The sequence below is a fragment of the Mycobacterium haemophilum DSM 44634 genome, assembly GCF_000340435.2.
GTDB lineage: Bacteria > Actinomycetota > Actinomycetes > Mycobacteriales > Mycobacteriaceae > Mycobacterium > Mycobacterium haemophilum.
In genome coordinates this window covers 3,650,857-3,666,714 of sequence record NZ_CP011883.2, presented here as the reverse complement: position 1 = coordinate 3,666,714, position 15,858 = coordinate 3,650,857, and the positions used below count along the sequence as shown (strand labels likewise).

19 protein-coding genes and 2 pseudogenes are annotated in these 15,858 nt (G+C 59.2%); 19 read left to right on the top strand and 2 right to left on the bottom strand.

Annotated elements, in window-relative coordinates; genetic code table 11:
• Positions 1–5 precede the first annotated feature (5 nt).
• The 7 genes from B586_RS17165 (at position 6) to B586_RS17130 (ending at position 5,619) form a co-directional block, all read left to right on the top strand.
• A complete protein-coding gene (locus tag B586_RS17165) occupies positions 6–770 on the top strand; it encodes an SDR family oxidoreductase (protein ID WP_054879302.1) in 765 nt (254 codons plus the stop codon).
• Entirely contained in the window at positions 767–1,660 is an 894-nt protein-coding gene (locus B586_RS17160) for an NAD(P)-dependent oxidoreductase (RefSeq protein ID WP_054879303.1), read from the top strand. Before B586_RS17165 ends, B586_RS17160 begins: the two co-directional genes overlap by 4 nt.
• A 20-nt stretch (positions 1,661–1,680) precedes the next feature.
• Positions 1,681–2,115 carry a carboxymuconolactone decarboxylase family protein gene (locus tag B586_RS17155; protein ID WP_156406825.1) on the top strand — a complete coding sequence of 145 codons (435 nt, stop codon included), beginning with the start codon at positions 1,681–1,683 and terminating at the stop codon, positions 2,113–2,115.
• A gap of 323 nt (positions 2,116–2,438) precedes the next feature.
• The gene (locus B586_RS17150) at positions 2,439–2,756 is read left to right on the top strand and encodes a PE family protein (protein WP_054879305.1); all 318 of its coding nucleotides are present in this window, start codon (positions 2,439–2,441) and stop codon (positions 2,754–2,756) included.
• Positions 2,757–2,784: 28 nt separating this feature from the next.
• Positions 2,785–3,369 (top strand): PPE family protein, encoded by a 585-nt coding sequence (locus B586_RS17145; RefSeq protein ID WP_082607678.1) that lies wholly within the window; start codon positions 2,785–2,787, stop codon positions 3,367–3,369.
• A 222-nt stretch (positions 3,370–3,591) separates the two neighbouring features.
• Complete coding sequence (locus B586_RS17140) at positions 3,592–4,176, top strand: PPE family protein (protein WP_082607677.1); 585 nt, start codon at positions 3,592–3,594, stop codon at positions 4,174–4,176.
• A gap of 849 nt (positions 4,177–5,025) precedes the next feature.
• Positions 5,026–5,619 (top strand): PPE family protein, encoded by a 594-nt coding sequence (locus B586_RS17130; RefSeq protein WP_054879309.1) that lies wholly within the window; start codon positions 5,026–5,028, stop codon positions 5,617–5,619.
• A 58-nt stretch (positions 5,620–5,677) separates the two neighbouring features.
• Here B586_RS17130 and B586_RS22435 read toward each other — a convergent pair whose 3' ends face one another.
• Complete coding sequence (locus B586_RS22435; protein ID WP_257720468.1) at positions 5,678–5,800, bottom strand: hypothetical protein; 123 nt, start codon at positions 5,798–5,800, stop codon at positions 5,678–5,680.
• Between B586_RS22435 and B586_RS17125 the strand changes: the two genes are divergently transcribed.
• The gene (locus B586_RS17125) at positions 5,788–6,069 is read left to right on the top strand and encodes a PPE domain-containing protein (RefSeq protein WP_054879310.1); all 282 of its coding nucleotides are present in this window, start codon (positions 5,788–5,790) and stop codon (positions 6,067–6,069) included. The genes B586_RS22435 and B586_RS17125 overlap by 13 nt on opposite strands.
• Positions 6,070–6,271: 202 nt before the next feature.
• Here the strand turns inward: B586_RS17125 and B586_RS22850 are convergent.
• Positions 6,272–6,523: pseudogene (locus tag B586_RS22850) on the bottom strand (transposase); the annotation flags it as partial.
• Positions 6,524–6,846: 323 nt separating this feature from the next.
• On the opposite strand from B586_RS22850, the gene B586_RS17115 reads away from it, so the two are divergent.
• The 11 genes and pseudogenes from B586_RS17115 to B586_RS21490 all read left to right on the top strand — a co-directional run bounded on the left by B586_RS17115 (position 6,847) and on the right by B586_RS21490 (position 15,750).
• The gene (locus B586_RS17115) at positions 6,847–7,164 is read left to right on the top strand and encodes a PE family protein (RefSeq protein WP_054879312.1); all 318 of its coding nucleotides are present in this window, start codon (positions 6,847–6,849) and stop codon (positions 7,162–7,164) included.
• Between the two features lie 28 nt (positions 7,165–7,192).
• Positions 7,193–7,858: a PPE family protein gene (locus B586_RS17110; protein WP_082607675.1), complete on the top strand. Its 666-nt coding sequence runs from the start codon at positions 7,193–7,195 to the stop codon at positions 7,856–7,858.
• A gap of 46 nt (positions 7,859–7,904) precedes the next feature.
• Positions 7,905–8,060, top strand: coding sequence for a hypothetical protein (locus B586_RS21155; protein ID WP_156406823.1), 156 nt, complete (start codon positions 7,905–7,907; stop codon positions 8,058–8,060).
• A gap of 1,036 nt (positions 8,061–9,096) precedes the next feature.
• Positions 9,097–9,310, top strand: a pseudogene (locus B586_RS22630) (hypothetical protein).
• 44 nt (positions 9,311–9,354) lie between these two features.
• Positions 9,355–9,957 carry a PPE family protein gene (locus B586_RS17105; RefSeq protein WP_054879314.1) on the top strand — a complete coding sequence of 201 codons (603 nt, stop codon included), beginning with the start codon at positions 9,355–9,357 and terminating at the stop codon, positions 9,955–9,957.
• A gap of 839 nt (positions 9,958–10,796) precedes the next feature.
• Positions 10,797–11,330 (top strand): PPE family protein, encoded by a 534-nt coding sequence (locus B586_RS17100; RefSeq protein ID WP_054879315.1) that lies wholly within the window; start codon positions 10,797–10,799, stop codon positions 11,328–11,330.
• Positions 11,331–11,463: 133 nt separating this feature from the next.
• Positions 11,464–11,763, top strand: a complete 300-nt coding sequence (locus B586_RS17095) for a PE family protein (RefSeq protein WP_054879316.1) — start codon at positions 11,464–11,466, stop codon at positions 11,761–11,763.
• Entirely contained in the window at positions 11,760–12,101 is a 342-nt protein-coding gene (locus tag B586_RS17090) for a PPE family protein (RefSeq protein ID WP_082607674.1), read from the top strand. Before B586_RS17095 ends, B586_RS17090 begins: the two co-directional genes overlap by 4 nt.
• 390 nt (positions 12,102–12,491) lie before the next feature.
• Positions 12,492–13,760, top strand: a complete 1,269-nt coding sequence (gene purD, locus B586_RS17085; RefSeq protein ID WP_054879318.1) for a phosphoribosylamine--glycine ligase — start codon at positions 12,492–12,494, stop codon at positions 13,758–13,760.
• 20 nt (positions 13,761–13,780) lie between these two features.
• The gene (locus tag B586_RS21670) at positions 13,781–14,008 is read left to right on the top strand and encodes an amidohydrolase family protein (RefSeq protein ID WP_211141519.1); all 228 of its coding nucleotides are present in this window, start codon (positions 13,781–13,783) and stop codon (positions 14,006–14,008) included.
• An 893-nt stretch (positions 14,009–14,901) separates the two neighbouring features.
• The gene (locus B586_RS21490; protein WP_082607759.1) at positions 14,902–15,750 is read left to right on the top strand and encodes a PPE domain-containing protein; all 849 of its coding nucleotides are present in this window, start codon (positions 14,902–14,904) and stop codon (positions 15,748–15,750) included.
• Positions 15,751–15,858 lie beyond the last annotated feature (108 nt).

The following is a 15,858-nucleotide window of genomic DNA, read 5'->3' as shown; positions in this document are numbered from 1 at the left end:
GCGGTGTGGGACAGTTTGGCACCGAATTCGACAACAAGGTGGCTATCGTCACCGGGGCGGCCCAGGGCATCGGGCAAGCATACGCCCAGGCCCTGGCAGTCGAGGGTGCGTCAGTAGTGGTCGCTGATATCAACGTGGACGGCGCCGAGGAGGTGGCCAAGCAGATCGTCGCGGATGGCGGCGTGGCGATCCCTGTGCTCGTTGATGTTTCCGACCCGGATTCAGCGAAGGCCATGGCGGACCGGGCCGTAGCAGAATTCGGCGGCATCGACTACCTGGTGAACAATGCTGCGATCTACGGCGGTATGAAACTCGACCTGTTGTTGACCGTGCCGTTCGACTACTACAAGAAATTCATGAGCGTCAACTTCGACGGGGTGTTGGTGTGTTGTCGCGCTGTGTACCAGCACATGGCCAAAAGGGGTGGCGGTGCGATCGTCAACCAGTCGTCGACGGCAGCGTGGCTTTACTCCAACTTCTACGGCCTAGCCAAAGTTGGTGTCAATGGGTTGACGCAGCAGCTTTCTCGGGAGCTGGGTGGAATGAAAATCCGGATCAACGCGATTGCGCCGGGGCCAATCGACACCGAAGCCACCAAGACCGTCACTCCCGACGAGCTCGTCAAAAACATGGTGCAAACTATCCCGCTATCCAGGATGGGTACGCCCGAGGATCTGATAGGGATGTGTTTGTTTTTGCTCTCGGATTCCGCGTCGTGGATCACCGGGCAGATCTTCAATGTTGATGGTGGACAGATCATCCGGTCATGACAGAGAACCGCAAGAACCCTGAGAGAACTGCGCTACCACGGTTGGGATATATCGGTCTCGGCAATATGGGCGCGCCGATGGCCACGCGCCTACTGGACTGGCCAGGCGGACTGACGGTCTTCGATGTACGCGCCGAGGCTATGGCCCCGTTGGTCGACGCCGGTGCCACCGCGGCTACCGCCCTCTCGGATGTGGCCGCCGCCGACATCATCAGCGTCACCGTGCTCGACGATGAGCAGGTGCGTGAGGTAATCACCGGGGAAGGCGGACTGACGTCAAATACTAAGCCGGGCACCATCATCGCGATTCACTCCACGATTAGCGACACCACCGCGGTCGACCTGGCCCGCGAACTCAAACCGCAGGGGATTCACATCGTGGACGCACCGGTCAGCGGTGGCGGGGTGGGAGCGGCAAAGGGTGAATTGGCCACCATGGTGGGCGCTGACGACGAGACGTTCCACCGGATCAAGGATCCGTTTAGTCGGTGGGCGTCGCTGGTGATTCACGCCGGCGAACCGGGTGCGGGCACCAGGATGAAACTGGCGCGTAACATGCTGACGTTTGTGTCCTACGCGGCTGCCGCCGAGGCGCAGCAACTTGCCGAACGATGCGGATTGGACATCGTGGCGCTCGGGAAAGTGGTGCGGCACACCGATGCTCTGACCGGTGGTGCGGGAGCGATCATGTTCCGCGATACGACGGCACCGATGGAACCTGGCGACCCGTTGCGCCCCATGCTGGAGCACACCCGCGGCCTGGGGGAGAAGGATCTGAGTTTGGCGCTGGCGCTGGGTGAAGCGGTCTCGGTCGAGCTGCCGCTGGCCCAGCTGGCGCTTCAGGGGCTGGCCGCTGGTCTTGGGGTACCGAACCCAACCAACGGACCGTAGCGACCCGAAGAGAAAGAGGAGTGATGGACGAGCTGCGTCGCACCGGCCTAGACAAGATGAACCAGGTCTACGCATGGGACATGCCCGATATGCCGGGTGAGTACTTTGCCCTGACCGTCGACCACCTCTTCGGCAGGATCTGGACTCGACCCGGACTGTCCATGCGCGACCGCCGGATGGTGGTCATCGCGGTGCTGACTGCCCAGGGGCAATCGGATCTGCTGGAGGTCCAGGTCAACGCCGTTTTGCATAACGGTGAGCTGACCCTCGACGAGCTGCGCGAACTCGCCGTGTTCATCACCCACTACGTCGGCTTTCCGCTGGGATCGCGGCTGAACAGCGCGGTCGAGCGGGTCGCGGCCAAGCGCAAGAAGGCGGCCGACAACGGTACTCCCGCTGACACGAAGGCCAACGTCGCCGACGTCCTCGCGAAGGAGTCCGGCGAACCCAATTAGCCCACCCGAACATTGGGTCGGTCGAGTGTTGTGCTGCGCATGGAAATCGGGTCGTTGACACCGAAAATTTTCTGGTAGCATACCCCCACCGCAACTTAGGAGGGGATACACAGAGGCCTGATCAGGCGATGGTGTATATCTCGAATAGCTCGTATTTGCAGTAGTTTACGTGGAATTGCCCTCTTGGGTGTGTCGCATAGCCGTGCCCGTGAAGTCGTTGCGCTTCACCAACGTGGGTGGCCGACACCGCAAACAATCGATAGTTGATCAGCCCGGTGCCATGTGTGCGGGTTCGTTAATCGTGGGAGTGGAGTTGATGTGTCATGTCTTATGTGGTCATCGTCCCCGAAGCGTTGCAGAAAGCGGCTGCAACGGTGCGAGCTCTTCGTGAGCGGGCGATTTCGGCTAGTTCCGAGTCGGCGTCCCCAGAGATAACCGCGGTGGTGGCTCCCGCGCTCGATGCGGACTCACAAAGGGTGGCAGCGTATCTGGTCCAGAAAGGGCAGCAGTATCGGCAGACCATCGCCGCGGCGGCGGAGATTCTTGAGGAGTTTGCGCTCGCCTTGGATGCCGGTACCGCTAAGTACTCCGCCGCCGAGGCCGACAACATCACGGCCATGAGCTACGAGTCATCACAGTAGTTACGAGCCGAAGGAATTACAAACAACCATGCCACATTCCGAAGGACTACCACCAGAGATCAACTCCGCCAACATGTGCAACGGCCCGGGCCCCCTATCGATGGCGCACGCTTCCATGGAGTGGGAGTTATTGGGTCAAGAGATGTGGGACCTCAAGTGTTCGTTCGACCAAATGCTCAGCTGTCTGACAGAAGAGTGGTCAGGTGAGGTGGCGAGACAGGTGATTAATGCGGCCAAGCCGTTTCAGGACTGGCTGGTCGACCTCGATAAGCAGATCACTAATGTCGGGAACGAGACTCAGCACATTCTGAGGGCTTTTCTCGATGCACATCACGAGGTGGTGCCCCCGGCACTGATCGACGCTAACCGTGCTGAGGTGTTGGCGCTGGTCAATGACAACGAGCTCGGGCTAAACACTGTGGCGATCGCGGCACTCGAGGATGAATACGGAAGATACTGGGACCAGGACGGCGGTGCGATGATGACGTATCGGGCTAGGTTGTCGCGTGCGATGAGGAGATTGAATACTCCTTGGCTGCAACCGCCGCCGATCGCCAACAACACCGGGTTGGTCGCATCGGTGCCACATGCTGCAGACCGCTTTGGTCTGTGATTCGTGGTGATGGTGGTTGGCCGATACGATTTGTCGGGCGCGCCAAGGCTCACCAGTGTAACGGGGTAAGCCGCCACTTGGTGCCAGATGGCTCTATGCTGCAGCGTGTTTCGGGTGGCAAGTTGATGTTGCCGCGACCGCCGAGGCCGACAACGTCACGGTCTTGATAAAGCTCAACGAGTCATTGCAGTAGCTACGAGCTGGAAGGAATAACGAACAAAGATGCCGCATTCTGAAGGGCTACCACCAGAGATCAACTCCCACAACATGTGGGACGGCCCGGGTCCTTCCTCAATGGTGCGCGCCTCCAAGGAGTGGGGGTTGTTGGGTCAGGAGATGTGGGACTTCAAGTGTTCGTTCGAACATATGCTCAGCTGTCTGACCGAGGAGTGGTCGGGTGAGGTGGCGAGACAGGTGATTGATGCGGCCAAGCCGTTTCAGCAGTGGCTGGTTGACCTCGGTAAGCAGATCACTAATGCCTGGAACGAAACCCAGCACATTCTGGCGGCCTTTTGCCTTGCACATAATGGGGTGGTGCACCCGGCGCAGATTGACGCTAACCGTGCTCAGGTGTCGGCGCTGCTCAAAGACAACGAGTTCGGGCTATACATTGCGGCGATCGCGCAACTCGAGGATGAATACGGAAGGTACTGGGACCACAACGGTATGGTGATGGACAGGTATAGGGCTATGTTGTCGGGTGCAATGAGAAAGTTGAATACTCCGTGGCTGCAGCCGCCGCCGATCGCCAACAACACCGGGTTGGTCGCATCGGTGCCACGTGCTGCAGACCGCTTTGGTCTGTGATTCGTCGTGGTTGGCCGATACGATTTGTGGTGTTGCGTCCGTCTGGCCCATTGGGGGTTGCTGTGCACCGGCTGGTTGATTGTTGCGTGCGGCCAAGCGCTGCAGTATCTTTCGAGTGCGCGGTGTCGGAACTGATGTAGGAAGTCTTGATGGGGTGCACCCGCTTGCGTGTCACGTGTTGGTTGTTAGCGGTTCAGTGAGGGCTGACGCCAGGGCGCGCCATGGCTCACCTGTGCAACGGGGCAAGCTCTCAGTGGGATATGCCGGGTATCGCTATGCTGCAGCGTGTTTCGCCGATAAATTTGATGCTGCCGAGCTGTTGTCGGCTGGGGTCGTCGGCGATATCTTCTGTAATCTGCTGCATGAGAACACGATCGGAAAGGCACAGCGTGTCCGCCGCCGTGGCCGGCTACTGGTCACCCGTTGCTGATGGCGTTAGGTAGATCCTTGGGACTATCGCAGACCAATGAAGAACATATCGGTGATCCCTTGGTCGCGCGGATTGGTCAGCTCTGGATCCTGCGCGATCGCTGGTGCTTTGGGCGTCAATAGGTGACATCGTCGGGTGGCGGTGCGTATCTTAAATCGGTCGTATTTGCAGTAGTTTATGTGGAATTGGCCTCTTTGGTCTGTCGTATAGCTATCGCAGTGTCGTCGTTGTGCTTCCTCAGCGTGGCTGGTTGATAGCGCAACGACCGGTAGTTTGATGTTTATGGGGGTTCGTCAGTGGGGTTGGCATGCCGCCTTGGACGCCGGCGCTGCTAAGTATGCGACCGACGAGGACAACAACGCGAGGACCTTTTAGCTAAACGCGCCAGAACAGCGTTACGAGACGAAAGGAACAAACAGATGCATTTCGAAGCGGACCCACCAGAGGTCAACTCCGGAAGGATGTACGCCGGCCCGGGTGCAGAGTCGCTAGAGGCCGCCGCCTCGGCGTGGAGCTCGTTACGTAAGGAGATGATGGCCCTCGAGAGGTCGTTCAACCGAGTGCTTCTCGGTCTGATGGACTCCTGGTCGGGTCCCGCGGTGACGCAGGCGGTGGATGCGGCCAAGCCATTTGCGAGGTGGCTGACCGACCTCTCTGAGCAGCTGTCTGGAATCTTTTGGCAAATCCACGCAATCGTGGTGGCCTATGACAGGGCACGTGACGAGGTGGTGCCCCCGGACGAGATCGCCGATAACCGTGCTGAGCGGCGGATGCTGATCAAACGCAATGCGTTCGGGCGATACAATGCGCAGATCGCCAACCTCGACCAGGAATACGAAGACTTTTGGGAGGCGGACGGTTATGCGATGAGGGCCTATAGGCTTCGCGTGTTGGATGCGTTGTCGAGGTTGACTCCGTGGCAGCCGCCGCCGCCGATCGTTAACGACACCAGGCTGGCCCAGCCGGTGCTGCCTTCGTCATCGCTGTCCTCGGAGCCACTTCGTCCCACGTAGGTCTGTGATTCGCCGTGATGGTGGTCGATACGTTGTGCGGTGCATGCGTGCGTCTGGCCTATTGGGGGCGGCTGCGCACCGGCTGGTTGACCTCAGTGACCAGATCACTAATGTCGAGATACAGACCCAGCACATCGAGAGGGCCTTTGCCTTGCACATAACGAGGTGGTGGACCCGGCACTGATCGACGCTAACCGTGCTGAGGTGTTGGCGCTGATCAACGACAATGAGTTCGGGCAAAACACTGCGGCGATCGCGGCACTCGGGGATGAATACGGAAGGTACTGGGACCAGGACGGCATGGCGATGAACCGGTATAGGTTTAGGTTGTCGGCTGCGTTGAGGAGGTTGAGTACTCCGTGGCTGCAGCCACCGCCGATCGCCACCAGCACCGGGTTGGTCGCACCGGTGCCACGTGCTGCAAACCACTTTGGTCGTGACTCGTCGTGATGATGGTTGGCCGAGGCCGACACGATTTGCGGTGATACCTGCGTCTACGTCCATTTGTAGCTGCTGTGTACCGACGGGTCGATCGCTGAACGCGGCATAGAGCGGCTCCAACGGCCGCGACACTCAATCGGCCATATCGGCCGATATTGTCGGTGATTAGGTTGATCGTGTCCGGCGAGATCTTCGCTTTGTCGAGTTCGTTGAAGCGCGCGGCGATCTCTTCGGTGGTTAATCCCTTGGCATACAACGCCAACACGATCTCGTCGACGCGGGTCAACCGGCGCTGCTGCTTCTTGGATGGTCTGCTGTTCAAAGCCGCCGTCGCGGTCGAGGGTACCGCGATCTCGATATTGCCGGGCGTGTCGGTCAGCACGGTTTTTCGCGGCGAGTGTCGTTGCAGGAGCTCTTCTTCGAGTAGGCACCCTGTCGGCCATATCGGCGAACCAGACCTCATGGGCCTGAGCCCCGCAGAGCACCTCGCGCGCAGTCGCTAGCCTCTCCGGAGCGTTGACACCGAAAATTTCTGATACCATATCTCCCTACCGCAACTTAGGAGGGGATACACAGAGGCCTGATCAGGCGATGGTGTATATCTCGAATAGCTCGTATTTGCAGTAGTTTACGTGGAATTGCCCTCTTGGGTGTGTCGCATAGCCGTGCCCGTGAAGTCGTTGCGCTTCACCAACGTGGGTGGCCGACACCGCAAACAATCGATAGTTGATCAGCCCGGTGCCATGTGTGCGGGTTCGTTAATCGTGGGAGTGGAGTTGATGTGTCATGTCTTATGTGGTCACCGTCCCCGAAGCGTTGCAGAAAGCGGCTGCAACGGTGCGAGCTCTTCGTGAGCGGGCGATTTCGGCTAATTCCGAGTCGGCGTCCCCAGAGATAACCGCGGTGGTGGCTCCCGCGCTCGATGCGGACTCACAAAGGGTGGCAGCGCATCTGGTCCAGAAAGGGCAGCAGTATCGGCAGACCATCGCCGCGGCGGCGGAAATTCTTGAGGAGTTTGCGCTCGCCTTGGATGCCGGTACCGCTAAGTACTCCGCCGCCGAGGCCGACAACATCACGGCCATGAGCTACGAGTCATCACAGTAGTTACGAGCCGAAGGAATTACAAACAACCATGCCACATTCCGAAGGACTACCACCAGAGATCAACTCCGCCAACATGTGCAACGGCCCGGGCCCCCTATCGATGGCGCACGCTTCCATGGAGTGGGAGTTATTGGGTCAAGAGATGTGGGACCTCAAGTGTTCGTTCGACCAAATGCTCAGCTGTCTGACAGAAGAGTGGTCAGGTGAGGTGGCGAGACAGGTGATTAATGCGGCCAAGCCGTTTCAGGACTGGCTGGTCGACCTCGATAAGCAGATCACTAATGTCGGGAACGAGACTCAGCACATTCTGAGGGCTTTTCTCGATGCACATCACGAGGTGGTGCCCCCGGCACTGATCGACGCTAACCGTGCTGAGGTATTGGCGCTGGTCAATGACAACGAGCTCGGGCTAAACAATACGGCGATCGCGGCACTCGAGGGTGAATACGGAAGATACTGGGACCAGGACGGCGGTGCGATGATGACGTATCGGGCTAGGTTGTCGCGTGCGATGAGGAGGTTGAGTACTCCGTGGCTGCAGCCGCCGCCGATCGCCAGCAACACGGGTTTGCCCCAGCCGGCGTTGCCTTCGTCATCGCTGTCCGGGGAGCCACCTCCGTTTCGGGCCATGGTGATGCGAGATGAAGAATTCAATAGGTGGACGTCCAGAGAGTTTCGAACTTTGTGGGGCTGATGTTACGAGGTAGCTGTGGAGACGTTCGGTGTTGTAGAAGCTGTCGATGTTGTTGGCCATGGCGGCGGTCAACAAGGCTAATCTGGCCGCCAAGCGCCGTGTCGTGGACATGCTCAAAGAGGTTGTGGGCGTGTTGGAACGGTTGGTGTGTAAGGCGGGCGGGCTTGCCCGTTCTACCTACCGCAGGACCCGGCCGGGTTGACTCCGGCGGATCGGACGCGGAGCTGCGCGGGTGGCTGCGCACCAATTCCGCTGACCATCCCTGTCATGGGTTCTGGCGTGGGTAGGCCGCCCGGCGCCATGACGAGCACCGCGGTGTGAACCGCAAGAAGGTGCACTGGCTGTGGAAGAAGGGCGGGCTTGCAGCGCCGTATGCACAGCCTCCGTAAACGAAACCAGCCGTCCGCCGTGCACTGCACTGTGACGTAAAGACCGCAGCTAAACGCGTCGCAACAGTCGTTACGAGCCGAGGAAACAACAAACACACAGATGTATGGCGAAGATTGCTTACCGGAGCTCATCTCCTCAGTATGTTTATTTGCCAGGGTAGTGTCGTGGCCATTAGTAGCTTCTGCGCACCGACGGGTCGATTGTTGGGCGCAGCCAAACGCTGCGGGCTCTTCGATTGTGCGGTGTCGGAAGTGATGTGGGGAGCTTTGATGTGGTGCACCCGCTTGCTTGTCACGTCTTGGTTCTTCGCGCTTCACTTAGGGCCAGCGCTGGAGTTTAGTGGGTCAGCAACAATGCCGCGCTCGATCACGCGGGCTATGTTATGAACAGCCCGACGTCGGTGCGCGCGATAACCGTTGGCGTGGACTGATTTCTGCGAGTTGCACCGTGTTCCGCTGGTTGGTGATCTGTGTGCCGTGGATTTTCGCGCGAGATCGTGTTCCTGCCTCCGATCGGATGAGCGCATCGGTGGTTCTTTTGTTGCGTGGATGGTCAGCGCTGGATTCTCCTTGGTTGCAGTGCAAGACGTCCGGTTGGTGACTTGTGCGTCGCGGACTTTGTGCTTGGGGTACCGATGAGGATCGCGGTACAGCTTGGCAACGTAGTAGACGATATAGTACACTATATGTCGACTGTGGCAGTTTACGTGAAGTTACGCCATTGAGGTTGGCGGCACGACTGTGAGCAGTGGAAGTTTTTGCGCACCACCAACGAGGGCGGCGCCAAAGATGCGACAATCGGCAATTGACCATTTCCCCGTGCGACTGCACGGATTCATAAAGCACGGAATGGATTGGCATGTTTTTGTGATCACAGAGCCTGAGGCGTTGACGGCAGCGGCTTCCCTGGTGCGAAAGATGCGCGATCGACACGGTGTCAACCAGGGCGGCGACGTTCCTTGTCGAGTACGCCAAGCGGTATCGGCTGATCACCGCTGACTCGGCGGGGGTCCTTGAGAAGTTTGCCGCTGCCGAGGCCGATAACACCAAGGCCGTTAACTGAAGGCGTCATGACAATCGTTACGAGCCGGAAGGAACAACGAGCAAATGTATTTCGAGAACTGCTTTCCTGAGACCATCACCGCCGACATGCATCAAGGCCTGGGGTCTCAGTCGATGCGGCGCGCCGCCGGGTGGTGGGAGAAGGTGGGTCGGGACATGACGCACCTTGAGGAGTCGTTCATGCAAGTGTTCGAAGGGCTGCAACAGCAGTGGTCGGGTCCCGTGGCGACACAGGTGAGGGAGGCGGCCCAGCCGTTCGTGGAGTGGCTGACCGACCTCTGTGCTCAGCTGTCTGAGACCGCCGCGCAGATCTACCACGTCGGGTGGGCCTGGTCATGTGCATATAACGGGGTGGTGCCCATGAACGAGATCGGTAACAATCGCCGTAATGCAGCGACGGCGGTGATAAACAACGCGCTCGGGCAAAACAGTGCGCTCATCGCTAAGCTCGACCAGGAATACGAAGACTTCCGCGAGAGAAACATTGATGTGATGAAGGACTATGCGGACACCGTGTTTGACGCGTTGTCGAGCTTGCCTCGGTGGAAGCCGCCGCCGCCGATTGCCAACAAAACCGGGTTGGTCCAGCCGTCGTCGGAGTCTTGCCGGTCAGCAACAATGCCGTGCACAACTACGTCGTCGACGTGAGGAGCACATGCGCCGCCCGCCGGTGAGCAGGACAGCGGTTGGCGTACCCTCGGCCCCCGCACCGCCCCGGATGTGGGTTGCGGTGGTGCTGATCTGACCCCATGAACTGACCTCTGCGATCGCATCCCTGTGGTAGGTCGAGTGTGGTGCCGCGTGTGGGAGGGCGACGGGTCAGCTTGCGCGATACGGCTGGCTATCCGGCGGGCAAGGCTCGCCTCTATAACGGATTGAATCAGCTTGGATGCTATTATCCTGCAGCGTGTTTCGTTGGTTCATTGGTGCGGCCTGGCTGTTCGTCAGCGAGTCTCTTCGCTGATGCATCCGTACTGCACTGTGTGAGAACACGGTAGCGATCGACAACTGGCGCTGTCGATGAAGACTGCGGTGTGACGCGGCTGCAACGGCACCCGGACACCCCATTGCTGTGGCGCACCACCGGTAGTACAATAGTGAACTATTACGTCTATTATATGTTAGGCTGTAGCAGTTGCGTGGAGCTACCTGCTGAGGTCGGGCATACAACTGTGAGCAATGAAAATCGGTACATGGCAACGCTAACGGTGGCGGTGCCAGCTGCACGGCAACCGGTAGTTGGCGATCCCTGGTCCAACTGCGCGGGTTCGTCAAGCACGTAATGGTGTTGGCATTTGTGATTGAGTGGTTGGAGATCGATGCTGAGACGAGCCCAGTGACAACCTTCGTGAGACGCCCGGCACTCGACGGGGTGTCGTGGCGGCGATGTACCTGTCGAGTACGCGACCCGCCTCGACCTACAACGCCAAGACCGTTAGCTAAGCCGCTTATTTCAGTCGTTACGAGCTGAAAGGACAACGAAACAGATGTATTACGAAAACTGCCCACCGGAAGTGATCTCCGGAGACATGTTTACCGGCCCGGGTTCTGGCTCGATGGTAAACGCCATCAACTGGTGGCATGGGTTGGCTTGGAAGATGTGGGACATCGAGGAGGCGTTCACGCAAGTGCTTGGAGGGCTGCAACAGCAGTGGTCGGGTCCGGTGGCGACAGAGTTGATGTTGGCTGCCGGGCCGTTTGTGAGGTGGCTGTGTGACGTCGTTGTCCAGGTGAAGGAGACCGCGGACAAGATTGACGTAATCGCGTGGGCTTATTTTCAGACGCTTAACCGGGTGGTGCACGTGGACGCGATCAGCTACAACCGCGATGCCCGGGCAGATGCGGTGAGAAACAACGCGCTTGGGCAAAGGAATGCGGAGATCGCCGAACTCGACCAGGAATACGAAACCTTTCGAGCGATGGACATTGGTGTGATGAAGGACTATGAGGATGCCGTGTTTGGGGCGTTGTCGAAATTGGCTCCGTGGAAGTCGCCGCCGCCGATCGCCAAGGGGGGTTGAGGTCGATGCTGCGGCGAGCCCAGCGGCGGAGTCGTTGTGTACCACCAACGCCGGTGGTGCCAAGAAGCAACAACCGGTAACTGACTATCGCCCGTGCACTGCACGCGGGCGCAAAGCACGAAATGGAGTTGGCATGTCTTTTGTGACCACAAACCCTGAGGCGTTGAGGGCGGCGGCTGATCAGGTGCGGGCGATTAGTAGTTGGACGGCTATGGTCTATGCGGCAGCGCGCACAGCCATAACCGGTGTGGAACCCCCATCGGCCGACGCGGTGTCACGGAGGGCGGCGGTGTTCCTGGTCGACTACGCGAAGCAATATGAAGTGATCATCGCTGAAGCGGAGAGGGTTCTCAATAATTTTGCAGATGTCTTGGCCATCGACGCTGATAAGTATGCGACCGCCGAGGCCGACAACGCCAAGGCTGTTAGCTGAACACGTCGCAACAGATCCACCGTATTACCGGGGCCTTTTGCCGTGCACGTCGCACTGTGGTGCACCCGAAGCGGATCGCCACTAATCGAGCTAGGAAGGCGATGCTGGTCAATAGCAACGAGCTCGGGCGAAACACTAAGGTGATCGCGGCCCTCGACCGGCGATACGAAAGGTACTGGGCCGCGGATGGCGAGGTGATGAGGAGGTATCGGCTTATCTTGTCGGATGCGTTGTCGAGGTTGACTCCGTGGGAGCAGCCGCCGCCGATCGTCAACAAAGCCGGGTCGGTCCAGCCGGTGCCAGTTCGTACCGACACTGTGGTCTCTGATTCGTCGTGATGGTGGTTGAAACGCCTTGGTTCTGCCGGAGCCTCCGGGATTTCCAGGCGTTTCAGTTCGATTGTGCGGTGTCGGATCCCGTGCTATTGGCACGGGTTCGTTACAAAGGAGCGGAGTTGGCATGCCCCTTCTGGCCACAGTTCCCGGGTCTGGCCACGGTCCCCGAGGCATTGACGGCGGCGGCTGAAGAGGCGTCAGACGCTGGTCATTACTTGGTCTGCACGATTTGTAGGCAGCCTCGAAGCTAATCGCCTGTGAGGTCTCCCGCGATCGATGCGGTGTCGAAGACGGTGGTGGTATATCTGATCGAGCCCGCGTAGAAGTATCGGCGGGCCGTCCAAGGCCGCCCCGGCGCAGCGGTCGGGCGATTGCCAGCTAATCTGACGTGTCGTGCGCATCCTGGTGATCGGCTCCGGTGCCCGTGAACACGCTCTGCTGCTGGCGCTTCGCAGAGACCCACAGGTCACGGGACTAATCATTGCTCCCGGAAACGCCGGCACCGCCCGGCTGGCCGAACAGCACGACGTCGACATCAGCTCCGGAGACGATATCGTCGCCCTGGCTCGTAATGTCCGGGCCGACATGGTGGTCATCGGTCCTGAGGTACCGCTGGTGCTTGGAGTGGCCGACATGGTGCGTGCTGCCGGCATCGTCTGCTTCGGGCCCAGTAAGGACGCGGCTCGCATCGAAGGCTCAAAAGCCTTCGCCAAGGAGGTAATGGCGGCGGCCGGTGTGCACACTGCACGTAGCGAAACCGTCGATAGACCAGCGCATTTGGATGCAGCCTTGGACCGGTTCGGGCCGCCCGCCGGTGACCCGGCCTGGGTGGTGAAAGACGACCGTCTAGCGGCCGGCAAGGGCGTGGTGGTGACACCGGATCGCGATGTCGCGCGCACCCATGCTGCGGGATTGCTGGAGGCCGGACACCCGGTCCTGCTGGAGTCCTATTTGGACGGCCCCGAGGTGTCGCTGTTCTGCGTCGTCGACGGTCGAACTGTGGTGCCGCTGTTGCCGGCTCAAGACTTCAAGCGGGTCGGTGACGGCGACACCGGGCCTAACACCGGCGGTATGGGCGCCTACGCGCCGCTACCATGGCTTCCCGACGAGGTTTGCCAACAGGTGGTCACCCGTATCGTCGAACCCGTTGCAGCCGAACTGGTTCAGCGTGGAAGTCCGTTCTGCGGACTACTGTATGTAGGTCTCGCCATCACCGCTAATGGGCCAGCAGTCGTTGAATTCAACTGTCGATTCGGCGATCCGGAAACCCAAGCCGTGCTGGCCCTGCTGGATTCACCTCTTGGGCAGCTCCTTTACGCGTCAGGCACGGGTACGCTGGCTGACTTTGGCGAATTGCGTTGGCGTGCAGGAGCTGCCGTGACCGTGGTGTTGGCGGCCGAAAACTATCCGGGACGCCCCAGGGTCGGAGATATCATCTTCGGCTCCGAAGCCGACGGGGTATTACACGCCGGAACCACCCGACGCGACGACGGCACGATCGTCTCGTCAGGCGGTCGGGTGCTATCGGTGGTGGCGACCGGCGCCGACCTGTTGGCGGCACGCGCCCACGCATACCGTATCCTCCGCTCAATTCGGTTGCTTGGCAGCCATTTCCGCAACGATATCGCCCTGTCAGCGGCGGAAGGAAAGATCCACATCTAGCGGCGTTCGACGGTATGGATGTGTTCGCGACGGAAGCCGAGTCCGCGCTCAGGTCATCGTCGCGGATTGCACCGTTCGCCAACGGTCCGGCAAGTGAATTTGCTGCCGCTGCCGTGTTCACCACCGGCTACCCATTCTGCAGCATGAGGGCGGCTCGCCAATTCTTCGAACAGATGCCAATAAATCCCGCCGACAAGGAAAAGATTGCCCACCTCAATGCCGAACGTCTACTCGGACTTCCCAAATAGGCAGTCGAGGCCGATTCAGCGCGCTCGTGGTGCCACCGTAAATCGCAGCGCACGAAGCTCGTTTCATCAACTTCGACTTCCCGACGCCGGTGCGCGCCACAGCTGTTGGCGTACCATGCGTGCATAGCGGCTCGGGTGCGGACTGAGGCGTTAACTGGGTTGACTTCGCGAGCTGATGTCTGCGAGTTGCACCCGTGTCGTAGGTGCAGTATTGCACCGCGGACGAAAGTGGGCGAGCTAACCTGCGCTATGCAGTCGACTACGGGCGTGCAAAGCTTACCTATGCAGCGGGGCAAGCAGTCGTTGGAATATTGAAAGAAGCTATGCTGCAACATATTTTTCTGACTGTCGATGCTGCCTAGCTGTTCGTCGACCGGGATGGTTGATGGTGCATTCGATAATAAGCTGTGCCGGAACATGCTCCGGCCCGGCACGTCCTTTGCCGGGTGAGTCCATTTCGGTTGCAGCGTAAAGCATATTGTTGGTGATGTGTGCCGTAGATTTTTGTGCTTTGGGTGTTGATGAAGGTCGTGGTGTAACGCTGCCGCTATAGTGTACGATATCGTGTACTATATCTTGTGCTGTGACAGTTCGCGTGAAGTTACCCATTGGGTCAGCCGCACGACTGTGAGCAATGAAGTTGTTGTGTTCTTGGCGCCACCAACGCGGGCGGTACCAAGAACACAACAACCGGTAATTGGCCATCCTGCGTGCAGCTGTGTGGGTTGGTAGATCGCGGAATGGTGTTGGCTGTCTTTTGTAACCGTGACCGCCAGGCGTTGATGGTGGCGGCTGCTCAGGTGCGAAAGACGAGCGACTGGATGGTTGCCTTCGGTGCTGAGGCGAGCCCGGTCACAACCTATGTGAGGCCGAAAGGAACAACGAACACACAGATGTATGGCGAATATGGTTCACCGGAGAAGATCTCCCGCGACACGTGTAACGGCGACGGTACTGCATCGATGCAGCGCACCGCCGCGGCATGGGATTCGTTGGCTGCGAAGATGGCGGCCCTCGAGGAGTCGTTCATGGCTGTGCTCGAAGGGCTGCAACAGCAGTGGTCAGGTCCGGTGATGATGCAGGTGGTGGAGGCGGCCCGGCCGTTTGTGGGGTGGCTGACTGACCTCTGTGTGCAGCTGTCTGAGCCCAAGAGACAGATCGAGGTAATCGAGCGGGCTTATTTATACGCACGTAGCCGAGTGGTGCCCCTGCAGGCGATCCAGGCCAACCGTAGTCGGAGGCTTATGCTGCGCTACAACAACGCACTCTGGAAAGACAATGCGGATATCGCCCAGCTCGACTGGGAATACGAAGATTTCTGGGCGAGGAACGTTGATGTGATGTTGGAATATGAGCGTGCCGTGCGGGAAGCATGGTCGAAGTTGACTCCGTGGCAGTCGCCGCCGCCGATCGTCAACAACACCGGGTTGGTTGGAGTTGGGACGTCTTTTGTGACTGCAAATCCTGAGGCGTTGACGGTGGCGGCCGCTCAGGTGCAAAAGATGAGCGATCTGGTGGTCGCCCTCGATGCTGAGGTGAGTCCAGCCACAACCACGGTATACCCCCCCGCGTACGACAAGGTGTCACTGAAGGCAGCGGAATTACTGGGGGACTACGCGATAGACTATAGTTGGATCAACGATGAGGTGGTGCGGGTCCTTAACAACTTTGCCGCCGCCTTGGCCACCGGTGCCGACAAGTATGCGACCGCCGAGGCTGACAACGCCAATACCGTTAGCTAGCGAGTCGACAGTCGTTACAAGCGAAGAGACTGGTGATCGGCTACAATCCGTTCGGGCAATACGTTGCGTAGATGCGCTGGCCATCCATGCCCCGTCATGACCGTTCGT